Here is an 18,584-nt window from a genome sequence, read left to right on the forward strand (position 1 = left end):
GTTTAGGCGACGCTGCTGGATCTCAAAAGGACCGTTCCCCGTTGCATATACTCCAACTCTTTACCTTTTGAAGCGCATAAGTACCTGAACAAAACCATAAAATGGTTCGATTATGAGCATAATGGTTCGATATCGATAGACTTAATCTAGTTGAATGCGCCACTTTTGTGCTCATCCAACAACTGCCCGGAAACGGCTAATGTATTACCTTATGAAAAATGTATATAGACTTCTTGCTACGCTGACATTACTTATTACACTCAGCACAGCGTACGCGCAAAAGATCACGATGGAGCTAATTAAGTACAGTAATAATAGTTCGCTTCCGACCTATACGGCTCCTATTCCGGTAACGAGTGCGCAGTACAGTTTTAGTCAAACCCTGAACCTCAGTTCTCAGTCATCGGGAACTGGAGCGGGTAAAGCGACTTTCCTCCCTATGGTTATTACCAAACAGGTAGATGGGTCTACTGCATCTCTGCAAACGTCTCTCTTTACCGGGGCACCTTATCAATATGTACGGCTGAGTTTCTACCGGGCTGACGGAACGCTGGCCTACCGGGTTGTGCTGGGTTTGGTTGCCGTCAGTAATTATTCAGCGAGTGGGGCCACGGGCTGTACCAGCGGTTGCCCCGCCTTATCCGAAACGGTCAATTTTGAGTACGGCGCAGTAGCCACGTACGATCCCACAGCGAACACCATTGTGCGGTGGAGTCGAATCACGAATACGTCGAATAGTAATGACATACCTGATTCTGTCATCAAGCAATAAGCCGGGTATTTATTCATCTCCTAGAGCGCACAACCATGAGACAGCTATTCCAGATAGCCGGGTTACAACTAGCCTTGCTGGGAATTATGGCGGTTTGCGGGCTGATTGTATCGGTTCAGGCGCAGGTCAGGCCCCCTCGTTCGGCCACCCAGCGAACCGTCGACAGTTTACAACAACTAACCCAGCCGGGATACTATAGTGCCCTTTTTGCCGCTAAGCAGTCCACTTTGGACACCCATCCGGTGATTAATACCTGCAATACGTACCTATGCACGCCCACGAACACGCCCCCTGTTGCAACAACTAACGCCAATCAAACGACCGCTGTAGGGAGTACGTTTTCTTATACGGTGAATGCGTTCACGGATGCCCAGACTCCCAACAGCCTGACCTACGCGGCTGTCGTTACCCCAGACAGTAACAATACCCTGAGCCTTAACTCCACTACCCGCGTGTTGTCGGGTCGGTTCAGCGCGCCCGGTTCGGTCAGCGTAACTATTACCGCCACCGACCCGGGCGGGCTAACGGCCATCACCAGTTTCACAATTCTGGTCAGGCCATTCATTGTGGGTAACTCACCCCTACGAGCCAGTTTGGCAGCCAGTTCCCCAACGCTGCTAAGCACAGGGACAACCGCGCTATCTGCAACCGCAACGGGTGGAACAAGACCCTACAGCTATCGCTTCACCGGGCCGGGTACCATTACCCCCACCAGCAACACGGCGATCGTATCCGGATTACCCACGGGTGTGCAAACGTTTACGGTACTGGTCACCGATGCCGGCTCACCTACCCCCCAGACTATCAGTGCAACGGTCAGTGTGACGGTTACCGCCCCGCCAGCGGCCAGCCTACAGGTACTGTATCAGGATGCGGATTACGGAAACACAGGCAACGCTATTGTTAAGCCTTTTCTGCAACTCAGCAACACGGGTGAAGAAGCCATCCCTTATCAGGCGCTAACGCTGCGTTACTGGCTAACGGCCGAGGGTAATGCGCCCCCCACCGACCTGGCGGTGTACTATGCCCCGCTAGGCGCCGTTAACATGAAGTATGTCCCATTGGGTCAACCTCGCCAGGGTGCCTTTGGGTACATTGAGTACAGTTTTCCTACGGGCGGTAGTCTGCCGGGCGGGGGCAATTCAGGACCTATCGAAAACGGCATTCGGAAGACCGACGGGTCAGCGTTCAACGAACTGGACGACTACTCTTACCAGGCCAATTCGGGCACTTACCAGCCTAACGCGCGGATTACGGCGTATCGTCTGGGAGCCGATGGGAAGTCAGTACTGATCTGGGGCCAGGAGCCGACGCCGGTAGTCTCTCAAACGGCGGTGGCTATCTACTCAGCGGCTAAAGACAGTCCAGCCACCTCCCAGATTCAGACCCGACTGGAACTGCGCAACACGGGCAACGTAGCCCTGCCGGTGGGAGATCTCAAGTTGCGGTATTACTTCACCTCGGATAATAACCAGTTAGCCAGTATCTACGTGGACTACGCCGACATCGGAGCTTCCAGTGTAGCCGCCCGGGTAATTAAACTGGCCTCGCCCGTGGATGGAGCCGACAGTTATGCAGAGCTGAGCTTTCCGGGCAACACCACGCAGCTGAACGCGCTGAGCAGTCTGGGGGGTATCGACTTCCGACTGGTGCGTTCGGATTACGGACTATTTGATCAGACAAATGATTACTCCTATACGTCCAATTACGGCAGTGTCGGTTTAAACAATAAAATAACGACTTACCTCAATAACCAGCTCATCTTCGGTACTCCGCCCTTAGGAGCTGCGGCCCGGGTAGCGGTCTCTGAGCCGGTGTTAGCCTTGCAGGTAAAGGCGCTGGGTAACCCGGTGGTGAGTAGTCAGGCTCAGATCGAGATTCGGGGAGTCCAAGGTCAAGCGGTTACCTTGCGGCTGGTCGATTTGCAGGGTCGGTTAGTCCATGAACAGTGCATTGAGCAGGCCGGTGACATCGAGCAGGTGAGTTTGCCACTGGGTACTGGACAGGGGACATTGCTGCTGAACGTGAGCACGGTCAGTCAGCAACAATCGCTGAAGTTGCTACGGCCTTAGGACTCGCCCCATCTGCATTCGTTGCCTTCCTGTATGCCGACCAATGCCCCTCGCCTGAGTAGGGCGTTGGTCGGGTAATCAGTAGGGATCGCCAACGAAAACAAAACAATGGACCGCTAAACTGGTCTGCCTCCTTTATTGACTTTGTCGGTCTCAGGGAAGCAGTTGGTGAGCGTAGATAAACACGGATCTACTTGCCCAATTTTACTCGCGGACTCTCATTTACCGAGCTGATTCAGCTTATCGACTTAAACGAGCCGGGAAGTCTTTCTTACTTAGTTGAGGTATGAGCTAGACGGCCCATCCGGTGGGGTTCAAAAATAAAGTGCCCGAAGCCAACCAAACGATGGGTAAATTCATCATCTCCGGTATGCCATAGTTCCGGAGCCGATATGCCCTTTAGTTTCCTGATCCGTACGCTGAATGAGCTGATCAGCTTGTGGCTTACCGACTGATTCACAATAAATTAGTTTGTCTTTTCGAAAAAGAGTATCACCATGTACGCACGCATTGTTCGCGCTTCGCTGACGGCCGAGACGGCCCAAGAAGCTGTTATGTATTTCCAAAACACAGTACTGCCTGCCCTCAAGCAACATGCTGGATTTGTGTCGGGTTATTGCTTTTACGCGCCGACGGATCACCATATGCTGATGGTATCGGTTTGGGAGTCGGAGGAAGCCCGCCTTAGTGCGGAAACCAGTGGTTTACTCCATGAGGCAGTCAGTCACCTGAGCGATTACTTCGAGGGCAAACCCACCGTAGACTATTACCAGGTAGCGATTTAAACTGGCTGGTCCGGGTCCTTCGCTTCTAGGCGCAGATTGCGGCAATGGGCACGGCTCAGCCGTGCCTATTGATCACTCTTGCCGGGTACAAAAGTCATCCAGGCTACGTAACAAGAGTTTGTGTTAAGAGCTGGCAGTACCAGGATCCAGTTCTTAACACAGCGGTTACAACATCGTTTCGAAGCATAGACGCACGCACAAGCCGAAGGCGCGTTCGTGAAGATGACTGATTACACTGGTAAATACCAAATTGGGTTTGACTATCTATAGGAAAAGCAATTTTTCGACCAGCACGTAAAAACAGCGTCTTCCTAGGCTAATTTGTTTTTTATAAATGTCAACACTAGTCCGTTGCATACGGAATCCATATTATGGTTGCTTCATTTACAATTCGCCCCTATCAACCAGCTGACTATGAGGCTCTAGCTGCCGTCATAAAAGCCAGCTATGATTACGTAGATGACGATATCGCTGCTACCCGCCTGCAGGTAGACCTATTGCATAAGCTTCACCCTAGCGGACAACTTACAGCTTGGGTAGGAAACCAATTAGTAGGTGTTAACTTGACTCGTAAGGTACCTGCTTATCGTTATGGAGATGGGCACACTGAAGCGACGGCTTTTGATACGACTCTGTTTGTCGAGGATGCTCAATTAGCTGATTCGCTATACTCCCTGGACTTAGTTGTTCTGCCTAGTTTTCGAAAGTTACAGATTGGAAAAGCACTCCACGAACAGCTCATGCAGCAAGCATTTGCAGAAGGCTTTACCTATGTAATTGGCTTGAGTCGACTCAACGGTTACCACCGTTACCAACAGCAACTCAGTGCTGAGGAGTATGTCCAAAAAGTCCTCGCTCGGGAGTTAACAGATCCGTCGCTGACGTTTAACCTTCAGTTTGATCCTAGAGTAATGGGCGTTGTGAAAAATTGTATTCCCCGCGATACCAAATCTTGTGGGTATGCGGTAGTTCTTCATGTAATCAATCCTAGATTCACACCGCTGCTTAATGGTTCACAAATAGTCACAGAATCAACTGAATGATAGGCTGGCTAAAGCAAAGCTTGTTTGTCGTTGTAGCCGCTCATGCTTACGGTTGTTCTGGTAAAATCAGTAAAGCTTACCAATCTATCCAGACTCAGCTGGAAAATGTTGAGGGAGCTTACCCATCACCACGGGTGCACGTATCAATACGGATGGGGCGAAACACTGTTTTTTAGCTGGCTATCCGTAGGTTTCTGCCTGACGGTGATGGTATCCGATTGGTCGATCTGTATCAGGCCCAAGTCTGCAAATGCGTTCAACCAGCGCTGCATGGGCAACACATGCCATTTTTGCTTATACCGGGTTGCGTTCTCAATAATCGACTCAAAATGGTTTACCGGCGGATCGTGCTTGTCGTGATATTGGTGTAATACGTAGTCGTGTACAAAGATCAGCTCGACACCCGCCCGATAAAACAGCATGGCAAAATCGGTATCTTCGGCCCCATACCCTGTAAAGGATTCGTCAAAGCCACCAATCGTGTCGAACGTTTGCTTTTGAATCGCGAATATCAACGACCAGAATTGAAGATGATCAACCGGCTGGCCGACCGGTATGCGCTCCCGGGCGGGATGCGGTACCGCCTGGTGCTGTAAATCACTATAATTACCCGTATCCGGCACGATCGGCAAATACAAGGGGTACGCTGCTAGTATCGTTTCAGGTTCCAAACTCACCAGCATAGTAGCAAACAGAGTTGGCGAAACGATGCAGTCTACATCGATAAAGATGACATTGTCCGTTTTTGTCGCGGCAATCCCCCTGTTCCGGGCGGCAGCCAGTGGCAACGCATGGGTTTCTTTACTGACATGGATACTCACGGGCAAACCCTCAGGAATAGTAATTCCGTCCGGGTCGTCCATACAAACGATTTGTATATCGTTGGGGAGGATCGTCGAGGCTTTTACCGCGTACAGAAGATTGGCTAACTGCTTTCGCCTTCCTTTAACAATCGTTACCACACTGAATTCAGGCATACCAGTCTCTTAGTTGATGCGCTATGGCTTCGGGTGCTGATGCATTCACCAGATTTTCGTACGAAGGGGTCAATACGTTCGCTTTTTGCCGTATGTTTTGCCACTGCTCAGGGCTGAACGTTTCCTGCGCTAACAGGGCAATATGCTGATTCGCCAACACTGTTGCATGGACCAGTTGCTCGTCATAGGGTCTGGGCTCCGGAAGCAGGATCAACCGTTTGTTAAGCGACAACAGTTCGGCAATGGTATTTTGACCGGCGGCAGAAATCACGATGTCTCCGGCAATCGCTTCGCTGATGTCTTTAACCGGGCCGAGCTGTACACAGTTTTCAGTTAAATCATACTCTTGCTTATTACCGATAATGTTAAAGAGTGTGTTTTGATCATTTGTGATCGTTCTAAGCACCGATCTATCGTAATTATCATAGCCTAGCAAAATTGTTACATTGTTGATAGGCAAGCGGTTATCTGGCTTCAATCCACGGCCAGCGTACTGTGACATGTAGCCGCTGTAGTACGTTTTGGCCGCAAATGAGTAGTTCGCCTGTTCCAAGGAAGCCGGAAAATGAGCGACGATATGATCCGCCAGTTCATGCGCAAAAACCTGTGTCGGATCGTTCATGACATGTCCGGGCAGGTGGACCAACACGACGGGTACTCCCATGCCCCGAACCATGATGGCCAGCTCAGGAACACCGTCGCAGTAGAAAGCTCTGGGCCGGTAGCGCTCGATCGCTTCGGCCAGTGCTTGGGCCCGCCCGGCCGGTTCAATCGCGTACGGGGTCACTTCAAACGCTTTTGAAAACGTATGCGCTGGTATGGCGTAGCCCGCCGGGTATTTTGGCGGCAGCTCCAGCACGTCAACGTCGTGTTTTTTACGCAAATACTCCGTGACTTCGTTGTTCGTCGTTAGCGCGATAACCTCAAAAAAAACGGACAATGCCGGGTACAGCAGATTGAAGGTTGCCCGATGGCCGTTCCCGTGCGCATGTACGAAATAGAATATCGTTGGCTTCTTCATCAGATCCTGGCCGGTTGCATTACGCGTTCGTAAACGTTTACATACGCTGCCGACATGTTTGCCATATCGAATGTGGCTGCAAACTCCCGACACGCTTCCGGTTCCGACTGTTTAGCAATAGCCAACGGCCCTATCAGATCCCGCCAGTCCTGGGAGTCAACGGCTATGGATACGTTTTCGTGGCGCAGTTCCGGAGGGATGGCGGTCGTAAAACCGACCACGGGTAAACCGCTGGCCAGCATTTCCACCGTACTCAGGCCGAAAGGCTCCTCCCAGCTGGCCGTTGCCAGATAGGCCGAAGCGCCTGCCGCCAGTTTACTTAATTGCTGCTGGGTGGCATGGGGTATATAGTCAATATATTCGTTTAGTTGCGGCTGCACGTGGTCGCGGAAATAGGGGTTGTCAAACACGGGGCCGACAATCTTGAGTGGCTGTTTTAAATAAGTAGCCAGCTGGATGGCGGCTTCCACGTTCTTTTCTCTGGCAATTCGCCCGCTCCACAACAAATATCCGTCAGCCTTTCTTGCGTGTAAGGGCCACTTGTGGAGTACGATTCCATTTAAGATTACGTCTACATCCTTGTCGAGTGCAGCCTTCCATTGTTCGCCCATTCGATTTGAAATACCGATCGGTACGACAGGCGCATGCTTCATGAAAAATGTATACATCAGGACAAATTTCTCGGTTGGCGGCAGGTGCAGTGTGAGTACACTTGGCGTTTTGACGAGTGCACCGACGGCATAGATTTCGGGTATAAATGAATTGTAGTGAATGACATCGTACTGACTAACGTCGAACAGTCCGTACTGTAGCGTCTGATAGTGCTGCTGGCCGAGTAATTCCGGAGTTGGTCGGTACGAATCATCTTTCATGCTGAGCGGGCTTTCGCGAAATTCAACTACCTGAAACAGATTTCTTTCGTCGGCATCTTTGGCTATAACATCAACGGTATGCCCCAGGCGTACTAATTCGTTGGCGAGCTCAACAATGAATGCTTCCGTGCCGCCATTATAGGGCTCACGCAGCGAGATGAACGGACCGGCAACCAGGAGTATCTTCATCGTACGTTCTCAAAATACGTTATGTAGCGCTCAGCCATTGTTTTCAGCGAAAATGTTTCGGCGTGGCGCCTTACGTTGGCGCTCTCCAGGGGTATCGCAGCGACGATTGCTTTAGCGAGCGATTTTACGTTTTTCTGATCGGCCACAACTCCGCTTTCCGCATTTACCAGCTCCCGAAAAGCACCGCGGTCAAACCCGGCCACCGGCACGCCCGACGACATGGCTTCGATGGTCGTGAGGCCAAACGGCTCTTCCCAACGGACGGCATTGACCATAGCGGCTGCCCTTTCCAGGTGCATCCGTATTTCAGTCTGGTTTAAGTGACCAAGGTAGGTATCAGTTTCCGTCATGCGTGGCCTGATCTGGTCCTCAAAATACGTTTTATCATCGAGCGGTCCGGCAAACTTTACCGGCATGTTTAGCTCGTGTGCTGCGTCAATCACAATGTCCAGCCCTTTAGCGTGCACGATCCGGCCAAACCAGAACAAATAGTGCCGGTTTTTGCGGACCAGCGGCCACTCCACTAGGTCGACACCGTTAGGAATGATGGTGGAGCTATTATGCAGGTAGGGCTGCCACGTAGCATCAAACGATTGGGATGGCACAACAAAATGAAGATTTTTGGAACCCGAGCAAAGCGTAATCGCTGCTTTTAATTTGCTGATGGGGGGCGTATGGATGGTTGTGACCACCGGCATCTTGGCCTTCATCCCCCATAGTATGGGTAATTCATGCGTCGAATTGTTATGAACGACATCAAAATCATGTTGCTCAATATCCGCCAGTATGGATAGGTATTCGTCGGTCTCATAGAGGTCGAATAGCCTGTCTTCCCGATGCGCATCGCCGTAAAATCCTTTCACATTCAGCTCAGGGTCGCTATCGGCATGGGCATACAGCGTAATGTTGTGACCGAGACGTATGTACGCTGTGCATAGTGCATGGGTGAACGCTTCCAGGCCTCCTCGAAATGGCTCCGCTATCGGTAGTCTCGTTTTGGCTATAACCGCAATTTTCATGGGCCTACGTTAAGGGTTGTGGTTGGTGAGCGGTCCCTGGTAATCCGCGTTCTTCCACAAGAATGGCTTTTTCGCCAGTCTCTCGTTGCCGCAATACGGCTCTGTAGAGCTTCACGTAGTTCGACGTCATGTGTTGAATATTCATGTTCGACGCAAAGGCGGCACAGGTACCTGGACTGATCGTATGACTTTTTTCGACCAGCTCTACTAAGTCTTGCCAACGGAGCGACGCCGTTGTGGATACACTTTCATGCGCCCAACTGGGCGGAACAGCCGTATCAAACCCTACGACTGGCACACCACTCGCCAGCATCTCCAGAGCCGCCAACCCAAACGGCTCCTGCCAGGTTGCCGTTGCCAGGTAAGCAGACGCTTTTTTGGCCAGGCTGCTCAGTTCACGCTGCGTTACGTGCCCGACATACTCAATTTGATTGTCCAGATGCGGTTTAACCCGCTTATCAAAATAATGCTGGTCCGCAATTCGGCCAGCGATCTTCAGCGGCAGCTGCATGTGTTTTGCTACGCGAATGGCCGCTGCAACATTCTTTTCTTCGTTGATTCGGGCCGACCACAGCAGGTACTCACGGCCCCCGGAGCTGCTCGTCGGCCAAAGGTTCATGTCGATGCCGTTGTGTATGAGTGGTATATCGATGCCGAGCGCCTGGTCCCATTCCCGTTTGACCCTGTCCGATATGGCAACGAATGTCATATCGCTTCGCCGGGAAAGTTCTTTGTACACGGCTATTCGTTTTTTGTCAGCCGGTGAATGCAGCGTCAGAAACGAAGGTTTATTGAATGGCAAGCCTGCCCTTAACAGATGCGGATAAAACATGTTGTAGTGAATCACGTCATAGGAATCGACAGCCAGCTTTTTGAACTGACGCTTTTCCCTGAAGCGTTCAAAAAAATTAGGTTTATCAGTAGCCGATCCGGGAAACGGATTGCTAAGTGTGAATTCAGCGTCGGATGCTGCCTCGCCTGCAACAACATCTACCACATGCCCTTCATTAACTAGTTGGCTGGCGAGTGAAACTATAAACGCTTCTATGCCACTGTTATAAGGTTCTTTGAGTGATATACCAGGACCTGACACAAGTAAAATATTCATAGTAAAAACAGCCCTGTGGGCGCACCACATTTAACACGAGTTAAGAGCGTGTTGGGGGATTATGTTTGGTAGCGGGCTGTATATCGGAGTCATGGCCGTAGCGAAATAGCCTGATCCAACCTTAGGTTTTGCTGCCGGTACGTGTGGGGTTATTCGTCTATGTAGTGCATCATGCGGCCGAACAGCCTTGTCGCCTTCCAACTATGTTTTGGTTACGTATCTTTTCCAGATTAAGCAATGATCCAGGCGGGATTTTAGCAAGCAGGGGGTTGCTGAACTGACCGCTTGTTCTATGACCTACAGACCCAAGCCCTGCTCAATATCCACGGCAGAACAGACTGATAGCGATCTATCTTCTCATCGGTGTTGATTATCCCGCTCCTGTTATCGGCATCAAGGCCACTAGTGTTCATGCTCGTGCCTAACTTGACCAGCCGCATTAAAGCAAATGAAACCTAAAGGCACACTCATTTTTCTCTGTTTAAATACCACGATGGTCCGCTCTAAAATACAGATTAATTTTATTTGATATTTTGCTGCAAGTCCCAACTAAGTCAGCAAACAATATCCATAGACAATTGGATAAACAAGTAAACTCAGTATAGTATTCAGCCTCGTGAAGCCCGTTTTCTTTACTGAAAACTAGAATCATTCCAAAGCGGAATAAGTCGAAACTGACTCACAAAAATTTACAGCCAGCCTGATTAAAATAGTATTGAGTATCAAGCCTCTTAATAAACTGCCTGATTATCGGTCAGTTATGGTTGGGAACAGGGGCTGTAACCAGCGTGCCTGTAGGCTTGATATAGCTATACTTCTGGTGTTCGCTAAAAAATGAATAGCAATTCACTTGGTTGCCCTGAAGAAGTTGATCAACAGGCAACTAAGCGCTGGTTGAGCAGTGAACTTTTCAGGTGTCAATAGTGAGCGTGTTTGACCAACCAGGAAGAGGTCAACACTCATTCAAATTTTAAAGTAACTCTATGAAGAAAACACTACTACTGAATTTACTAATGCTGTTGACAACCCATTCGATGTTATGGGCGCAGGGTCGTGACATTACCGGCATCGTAGGTATGGCGGACGCAAACGGCGGTTTTGCCGGGGCAACGGTCATCGTGAAAGGATCAACCACAGGTACCGTGACAGACGCAAACGGAGCGTACCGCCTGACAGTTCCCGCGTCGGCTACGGCGCTGCTGTTCTCAGCGGTGGGCATGCAAACCATCGAGGAGCCTATCGGCGGGCGGACAACAATCAACGTGCAACTGCAAACCGATACCCGGCAACTCAGCGAAGTCATCATTACGGCCATTGGTACGAAAGCTGAACGCGACAAGTTTGCCTCGTCTATCACCACGGTGGAGGGTAAGGCCATTGCTAAAACGGGCGAAACGAGCCTGCTGACGGGCCTGAGTGGTAAAGCCGCCGGGGTACTTATCACCCGTAACGGTGGCGATCCCGGCGCGGGTGCTTACATCCAGATTCGGGGACAAAACACCATCAACGGCAATATTCAGCCCCTGTTCATCGTCGACGGGATGCCGGTCAGTAACGCTAGTGACAACCTCGGTACGGCTGCCGGAAACGGAATCGTTCAACAGTCGCGTATCAACGATATTAACCCCGAAGACATCGAAAGTCTGGAGGTGCTGAAAGGAGCGTCGGCGGCTGCGCTGTGGGGAACGCGGGCGGCCAATGGTGTGGTCGTGATCACCACAAAAAAAGGGCGAAATACGAACGGGAAGGTGAACATCACGTTCAAATCGACGGTTTCGTTCGACCGGGTGAACAAAATGCCCGCGCTGCAACAGACTTACGGGCAGGGCTCGGGCGGGCTGTACGTACAGGGGCAGCGGAACAGTTTCGGCGATCGGATTGCCGACCGGACGGGTGGTTCGGATACCTACATCACCGATCCCACGGCGGCAGGTTATCAGGGATTCGTTACATTTCCCGACGGTAGCCAGCGGTACGCCATTGCGTCGGGGACAGCGGCCAGTCCGCATGGGGGCAAAAATACCCGCGACACCTACGACCACACCACCGATGCGTTCCAGACAGGTCATTTCACGGATAACAGCATCAACATCAGCGGGGGCAACAGCCGGTCGAACTTTCTGATCAGTTACGGTAACCTGAACCAGGAGGGAGTTATTAAAGCGTACAGCAATTATCAGCGGAATACGGCTCGCATCAGCGTATCGAGTCAATTTACCGACTGGTTTCGGGCGTCGGCCAACGTGGGCTATACCAAAACCTATTCATCACGGACGCAGGAGGGGGACAACGTCGATGGGATTATGCTGGGTGCCTTGCGGACCCCGCCCGATTTTGACAACGGCTATTATACCGGTACATACACCAACCCAACCGGGCAGGTATTCAACAATGCCCACGTTTCGTACCGTAATCCGCTGGGTAAGGATCTGAGCACCATCTATTCCAATCCCATCTGGACGATCAATAACAACCGCAACACCAGCGATGTCGACCGGCTGATCGGTAATCTGGAACTGGACATTACACCCGTGTCGTGGCTGACCATAACGGGTCGCACGGGGATCGATAATTTTACGGATAACCGGCTGGAACGCTTCGCCCGTAATTCGGCTCTGCAACTGAACGGTTACCTGTCTAAAAACTGGATCACCGAGAAGCAGTTCAACACCGATGTATTCGCCAGCGCCAACAAGACGTTCAGTAACAATTTTAGTGGGTCATTGCTGGTAGGCGTCAATTACAACAGCCGCCGACGGGCCACGCTATCGGATGCCATCACAAACCTGATCGTGCCAACGGCCCCCGACATTCTGACCAACGCGCTGAACTCGAACCTAACGGCGGGAAACTATAATTCGCTCATTCGCACGTATGCTTACTACGCCCAGGCGGAGGTTCAGGCGTACAATCAATTGTTTCTGACGCTAACGGGCCGTAGTGAGAGCGCGTCAACGTTTGGCGCTAAAACGGACCCTAGTTTCTTTTTTCCTTCGGCAGCACTGGCCTGGCAGTTCAGCAAGCTGGGTACGCTTGAGAACAGTTCGTGGCTTAGTTTCGGTAAACTGCGGCTCACGTGGGGGCAGGTTGGTATTCAACCGCAACCCTACCTGAACTTCACAACCTTCGGTCCAGCCGGGTACGCCGATATGTTTACACGGGGCCTGACGGGGACGAGCGCGCTTTATGGTGGGGGCTACATTCGCAGCAGCGTAGCGGGCAACGATTTCCTCCGTCCGGAACGCAAAACCGAAGCCGAGATTGGCGTTGATCTGCGCTTTTTCAAGAACCGGTTCAGCCTCTCCGCGACCGCCTACAGCAATTACACCCGCGACGTGATTTTGTCGCTCAACGTACCGAACGAAACCGGCTATACCATCCGGAACACCAACGCGGCCGAACTCTCAAATAAAGGGCTGGAACTGGAAGCAAGCGCCGACCTGATTCCACGTGGGGATTTTCGCTGGAACCTATCCGCCAATTATTCGATGAACCGCAACAACGTGGTGTCGCTGGCGGGAGCATCCGTTTATACCCTGCCCGATAGCTACATGCAGAATTCGTCGCTGATGCCGGGGCAGCCGTTCGGTATTTTTTACTCCACCGATTTCCGCAAAGATGAGTCGGGGAAGTACATACTAGATGCCAACGGGTTTCCGCAGGCGGGCATCAATAATGAAATCATCGGTGACCCAAATCCCACCTGGCGGGGTGGGCTGGGCAGCACATTCGGTTACAAAGGACTATCGCTGTACGTGCTGTTCGACCGGGTAGCGGGGAACGATTTTTTCAACGGTACGCGGGGATCGCTTTACAATTTTGGCGTTCACGCCGACCAGGGATACACGGTAGTGGCCCCGGCTGGTGGGCTGAAAGATGTCAACGGCAACACGATTGCGGCTGGCACGGCCTTTCAGGGACAGATTCAGGATTTCGGGGCCGGTCCGGTCGCCATCAATCAGGCATGGTGGCAGGGGCGGGGTTCAGCCTCGAACTCAGCCTCCTACAAGCAGTTTGTGGAAGATGCCAGCGTAACACGATTGCGCGAGATTACGCTGATGTATAGCCTGCGCAGTCCGGGTTTCCGCCGGTTCACGCACCTCTCTACCGTCGATTTCAGCCTGACCGGGCGCAACCTGGTATTGTGGACCAAGTATACCGGCACCGATCCTGAGGTCAACATTACCGGCGCGGGCCTGTCGCGGGGGCAAGACTGGTTCACCAATCCCAACACGAAGTCACTGCTTTTTTCGATCAAAATAACGTACTAACCCCGTTGGCGTCACTGCCGTACATCGGTGTCAATTCATGAAAAAATCGATTTCCTATAAAGTCATTATTGCGCTGCTGGCCGTTAACCTGCTAAGTGGTTGCCAACGCCTGTTCGAGGAGCCCGCCATCCAGAGCAATCCCAACGCCGTAACCGACGTCGATGTAGCAACGCTGCTGGCGGGTACGCTCCTCGGCGTTTCGTTCCTGCACGAAGATACCGACGTCCGGATTGCGTTGATGTGGGCGGGTGAGTTGAACGGCCTGTCGCGGGCGCATCAAGGCTTTGCGCAGTACATCGTCTCGTCGCAGAGTTTTACGTGGAGCCCCCTGTATCCGGTGGCGGGGCAGGCCCGGCTGATTCAAACCAAAGCCGATGCCGTGGGCGACAAATGGACAAAAGGCGTAGGGCAGGTACTGGAAGCGCTGGTCATTGCCAAAGCAACGGACCTTTACGGCGACGTTCCTTACAGTCAGGCATTTGATGACGTAATGTATCCTACTCCGGTCTTCGACAAACAAACAGACGTGTACACCGCGTTGCACACCACGCTTGACAATGCCATTCAGAATCTGTCGGCCTCATCGGGATTGGCTTTTACCAGTCAGGATTTTATTTACAAAAGTGACGTCGCCAAGTGGCGGGCGGCAGCCAATACGCTGAAAGCCCGGTTGTATCTGCACACTGGCGAGTATGCTAAAGCCGTCACCAGCGCCAGTTCGGGCATCAGCAGCCCGGCGGGTGACGCCTTGATTCCGCACGGTACGAGCCTGGGGGTAGATTTGAACCAGAACTATGATTTCTTCCGGGTCAACCGGGCGGGCGATACGGGTTTCGACGGAGCGTACCTGCCCGTATTGCTGCGATCACGCATTGGGTCAGCTAACACTAAAACCGACGAAACGGCGCTCTATAACCATTACATCAAAGTAGGTATTACGGCCACGGGAGCACTGGACCCCAACACTACAGACGGAGCGTTTACGGCCAATGCGCCCCATCCCATCCTGACGTACTACGAGAATCAGCTGATTCTGGCCGAAGCGCAGGCCCGGCTGGGGGCGTCCGACAAAGCGCTGGCGGCTCTGAATACAGTTCGTGTAGCCCTATCTGCCGGATACGTGAACGGTAAGACAATTTCGGCCACCGGTCGGAAGTATGACGCCTACACCCTGGATGATTTCGGCCCCACCGGACTGGCTAACCAGACGAAATTGGCGACGGTACAAACTGCACTGCTGTACGAAATTATCAGCCAGCGGTTTCTCCTTTTTTTGATGCAATACGAAGCGTTCAACGATTACCGACGGCTGGCAAAAGCGGTGCCCGTTGTACAGTTACCCATTCCATTATACACCGGTTCTCAACGCCCGCAGCGGTTCATTTATCCGCAGGTCGAGATCAATACGAATCCGAATGTGCCCAAACCGCTACCCGATCAGTTTACCAAAGTAACGGTGTTCTGATAGAACGCAGATGGTTATGATCCTTGCGATTTATTGGGAGCATAACCATCTGCGTTCCAGACGTTCTACTACCTCTTTCTAACCACTTGATTCACCCTCGATGACTACCCGTACTAGTTTGCCGGTCCTTTCGGAAAGTGCCTTCTGGCGGTATTTCGCGTTTACGGCCTTGTACTTCGCGGAAGGGCTCAATATGGGACTATTGTTCGTCGGAATTCCGGCCTGGATGGCCCAGAACAGCAAGACGCCCACCGAAATCGGTCAGTTTGCAGCCGCCTGCGCCCTACCCTGGACGTTCAAATTCATCGTGGCCCCACTCATGGATCGCTATGCGTACCTGCCGATGGGGCGTAAACGGCCCTGGGTGTTGTTTGGGCAGCTTGGCCTGATGGGAAGCCTGATCGTGATGGCGTATATTCCCGACCCGTTGAACAATCTGAATCTTTTCGCGGGAGCCGCCTTTCTGGTGTCTTCGTTCGGGGCCATTCAGGATGCCGCTGTCGATGGCATGGCCGTTGACGCGATTCCCGGTGATCAGCAGGCCCGCGCCAACGGGTTTATGGGGGGTGCCCGCATGATCGGCAGTTCGCTGTCGCTGGCCGGTGGTAGCTGGCTGATGAACCAGTATAATTTTACGGTATCGACCCTGGCCCTGGCGGCTCTGATCGGGCTGATGACGCTGGTGCCCCTCGTGTTGCGGGAAGACCGGGGCGAAAAAATCCTCCCCTGGACGGCAGGAGCGATTTCCCCCGAAGCGCAAAAGATGCAGATTACAAGCTGGACTACCATTCTGCAATCGCTGTACAGTCTGTTTCGCCTGAAAAATTCGTTGCTGGTGGCGCTGCTGATGTTTATCACGATGGGGTCGTACAACTACTTCGAGACGCTGCTACCCCTGTTTGCCGTCAACGTCTCCGGCTGGACTAACGTTTCGTACTCCCAGGCGTTTGCTTCGGCCGACCTAATCGGGGGTGTCAGTGGTATTTTGCTGGGTGGCGTGCTAATCGAACGGTTTGGGAAGAAACGAATGATTGGTCTGTATTTTCTGGGTATCATGGGCATTACGACCGCCCTCGCCTTACTGACGCCCTATTGGACCAACAGCGTATTTATCCAGGGCTTTATTATCGTTTACCGCTGGCTGAACGCCTTTGCCAAAATCGGCGTCTACGCGATCGCCATGGAGTGCTGCTCGAAAAAAGTATCGGCCAGCCAGTTTACATTCTACATGACCATCGGAGCCGTTGGATCAATGGTTGGCGCGACGCTGATTGGCCCCATTAAGGAGAATTTTAGCTGGCCGTTTACGATGCTGTTATTCGTGGGACTGATCGCTCTTGCCTGGCTGGTGATGCGGTTGCTGAACATCAGTAAGCTGGAAACGCAAATCGCGCAACTGGATGAAAAGACTATGGAGGATGAAGTATATTTGATGAATTGAATCCATAATACGAGAAACAAATTAACGGTTAACTCCGCTGCCTGTTCGGTCCGCCGATTTTTTATCGGCCATGCCGCAACAGCGAGACTGCCGGGTAACTGATCGCGTGCTATGGATACGGGACTACCTCTTTAGTCTCAGTCGACAGCAGTTGGCTAAGTAAGGGCGACTAGGTTAGGGTTCAGGTACGTACCAGAATGGAATCGTCGCCAGTTCATCGGCTTCTTTTTTTCGGGGGTCTTGCAGGGCCACGCGGAGTAGGTTACGGCCTGTTTTGAGATTGCCTGGCACCAACACGGTTTGCCAACCCCGTTGCTCCTGAATTCCGGTTTGGGTGAACAGCAGGTCAGGCTGGGCACAGGTCGAATCGTTAACGGAGATACGAATCAGCCGATTGATCTGCTGGTTGCTCCAGACAGCCTGCTGTTGCCGACGCGCTTGCCTTGACAGCGTATCGCTCCAGACTGGTTCGGAGGCCACCTGCCTGAGCTTCGTATCGAGCGCTTTGGGATAGGCAATGAACAAGCGCAGGTAGGGTTCCCGAATCACGTCCGACTGGATGGAAGCCGCGCTGACAAACGCTCCCTCGGGGCGCTGGTTGTCATAGGCCGTAGGCTCGATGTAAAGACTATCGACACGGGCCGAGTAAAGATGTCGGCTGTTGAAAAGTGACGTCCGCCCGCTGGTACGCGAGATATCGTTGGCGTATTCAAGAAAGAACACCCCAAAAAATACGACTATGAAAATCGCTGCCGTCTGAATTAACTTGCCGGGCCGGATATTGGTGTAAAATGTGTTGGTAACATAGGACGAGTGTTTGTACATGCCCAGCATCATCAGTCGCCCCACTTTGGTAAACCGGTAGTTGAGTTGAATGCCCCTGGGTGTTTCTTTTATTTTCTTCTGACTCAGCAAGATTGAAGCTAAGAAAAATAAGGCCATTAGTATACCCAAGGCAATTTTGACCCCAAACCAGACGTCGGGGGTTACGTTGGGCTGGACCACTAAGTAGACCAGCAACCCCAGCAGGTAGAGTATGGCAACGACCACCAGCAGAAATACGAACTGAAACGAGAGGGCAAACACGATGTTGCACCGTTTGTCGAGCCAGAGAATATAGCGGTCCAGTGGGCCAAACTCGTCGGCCAGGCGCTGCTGGGTATAAGGCGTAGAGAAGGGAATACGGTCGTAGTGGATGCCCGACGGAAAAACGGCCAGCAGACCGACCAGACCCACCCAAAACGCCCGCATCACAAAATTGGTCAGAAAAGCCGCGAACAAGACGTGACAAGTGGCTCGAATCAAGCTATACACCATCGACGGCAACATGACCGCTGCACCCTCGGTGTGGGTCATGTAATTGTATCGGATGTAGCCAAACGCTGACTCCAGCAAATCGGGCAATTGCAGGATGGCGAACATGGCCACCCCGGAGATGGCTAGTTCGAGGTTCCAGCTCTGGGTGGTTAATTCCCGGAGCTTGTCTTGCTCGTCAGGTGTAAGGTGGGAAGCGGGCGATGGGTTGTTATCAGACATGAACGATCGTGTA

At 52.2% G+C, this 18,584-nt stretch carries 13 protein-coding genes; 7 read left to right on the top strand and 6 right to left on the bottom strand.

Features of this window, described 5'->3' with window-relative positions:
* The first annotated feature begins 211 nt into the window (after nt 1-211).
* The 4 genes from ACYU87_RS22550 (at nt 212) to ACYU87_RS22565 (ending at nt 4,672) form a co-directional block, all read left to right on the top strand.
* The gene (locus ACYU87_RS22550) at nt 212-772 is read left to right on the top strand and encodes a type VI secretion system tube protein Hcp (RefSeq protein WP_461136369.1); all 561 of its coding nucleotides are present in this window, start codon (nt 212-214) and stop codon (nt 770-772) included.
* 35 nt (nt 773-807) lie between these two features.
* Nucleotides 808-2,844, top strand: coding sequence for a cellulose binding domain-containing protein (locus tag ACYU87_RS22555; protein ID WP_461136370.1), 2,037 nt, complete (start codon nt 808-810; stop codon nt 2,842-2,844).
* Nucleotides 2,845-3,341: 497 nt separating this feature from the next.
* Nucleotides 3,342-3,629 carry an antibiotic biosynthesis monooxygenase family protein gene (locus ACYU87_RS22560; protein WP_461136371.1) on the top strand — a complete coding sequence of 96 codons (288 nt, stop codon included), beginning with the start codon at nt 3,342-3,344 and terminating at the stop codon, nt 3,627-3,629.
* 371 nt (nt 3,630-4,000) lie between these two features.
* Nucleotides 4,001-4,672, top strand: a complete 672-nt coding sequence (locus ACYU87_RS22565) for a GNAT family N-acetyltransferase (RefSeq protein WP_461136372.1) — start codon at nt 4,001-4,003, stop codon at nt 4,670-4,672.
* A gap of 143 nt (nt 4,673-4,815) precedes the next feature.
* Here the strand turns inward: ACYU87_RS22565 and ACYU87_RS22570 are convergent, their stop codons facing one another.
* Genes ACYU87_RS22570 through ACYU87_RS22590 form a run of 5 tightly spaced genes read right to left on the bottom strand, consistent with a single transcriptional unit; the run spans nt 4,816 to nt 9,858 of the window.
* Nucleotides 4,816-5,649, bottom strand: a complete 834-nt coding sequence (locus ACYU87_RS22570; RefSeq protein WP_461136373.1) for a glycosyltransferase family 2 protein — start codon at nt 5,647-5,649, stop codon at nt 4,816-4,818.
* Entirely contained in the window at nt 5,642-6,670 is a 1,029-nt protein-coding gene (locus tag ACYU87_RS22575) for a glycosyltransferase (RefSeq protein ID WP_461136374.1), read from the bottom strand. The genes ACYU87_RS22570 and ACYU87_RS22575 overlap by 8 nt, the downstream gene beginning before the upstream one ends.
* Nucleotides 6,670-7,731: a glycosyltransferase gene (locus ACYU87_RS22580; RefSeq protein WP_461136375.1), complete on the bottom strand. Its 1,062-nt coding sequence runs from the start codon at nt 7,729-7,731 to the stop codon at nt 6,670-6,672. The genes ACYU87_RS22575 and ACYU87_RS22580 overlap by 1 nt, the downstream gene beginning before the upstream one ends.
* Entirely contained in the window at nt 7,728-8,750 is a 1,023-nt protein-coding gene (locus ACYU87_RS22585) for a glycosyltransferase (RefSeq protein ID WP_461136376.1), read from the bottom strand. The genes ACYU87_RS22580 and ACYU87_RS22585 overlap by 4 nt, the downstream gene beginning before the upstream one ends.
* Nucleotides 8,751-8,754: 4 nt before the next feature.
* Nucleotides 8,755-9,858 (bottom strand): glycosyltransferase, encoded by a 1,104-nt coding sequence (locus tag ACYU87_RS22590; RefSeq protein WP_461136377.1) that lies wholly within the window; start codon nt 9,856-9,858, stop codon nt 8,755-8,757.
* 983 nt (nt 9,859-10,841) lie between these two features.
* Here ACYU87_RS22590 and ACYU87_RS22595 point away from each other — a divergent pair.
* From ACYU87_RS22595 to ACYU87_RS22605, 3 genes are all read left to right on the top strand, one after another.
* On the top strand, nt 10,842-14,129 hold the full coding sequence (locus ACYU87_RS22595; RefSeq protein WP_461136378.1) for a SusC/RagA family TonB-linked outer membrane protein: 3,288 nt from the start codon (nt 10,842-10,844) through the stop codon (nt 14,127-14,129).
* Nucleotides 14,130-14,166: 37 nt separating this feature from the next.
* Nucleotides 14,167-15,594, top strand: coding sequence for a SusD/RagB family nutrient-binding outer membrane lipoprotein (locus ACYU87_RS22600; RefSeq protein WP_461136379.1), 1,428 nt, complete (start codon nt 14,167-14,169; stop codon nt 15,592-15,594).
* 100 nt (nt 15,595-15,694) lie between these two features.
* The gene (locus ACYU87_RS22605) at nt 15,695-17,035 is read left to right on the top strand and encodes an MFS transporter (RefSeq protein ID WP_461136380.1); all 1,341 of its coding nucleotides are present in this window, start codon (nt 15,695-15,697) and stop codon (nt 17,033-17,035) included.
* Nucleotides 17,036-17,209: 174 nt separating this feature from the next.
* Here ACYU87_RS22605 and ACYU87_RS22610 read toward each other — a convergent pair whose 3' ends face one another.
* The gene (locus tag ACYU87_RS22610) at nt 17,210-18,571 is read right to left on the bottom strand and encodes a hypothetical protein (RefSeq protein WP_461136381.1); all 1,362 of its coding nucleotides are present in this window, start codon (nt 18,569-18,571) and stop codon (nt 17,210-17,212) included.
* Nucleotides 18,572-18,584 lie beyond the last annotated feature (13 nt).

It is taken from the genome of Spirosoma lituiforme (genome assembly GCF_054776635.1).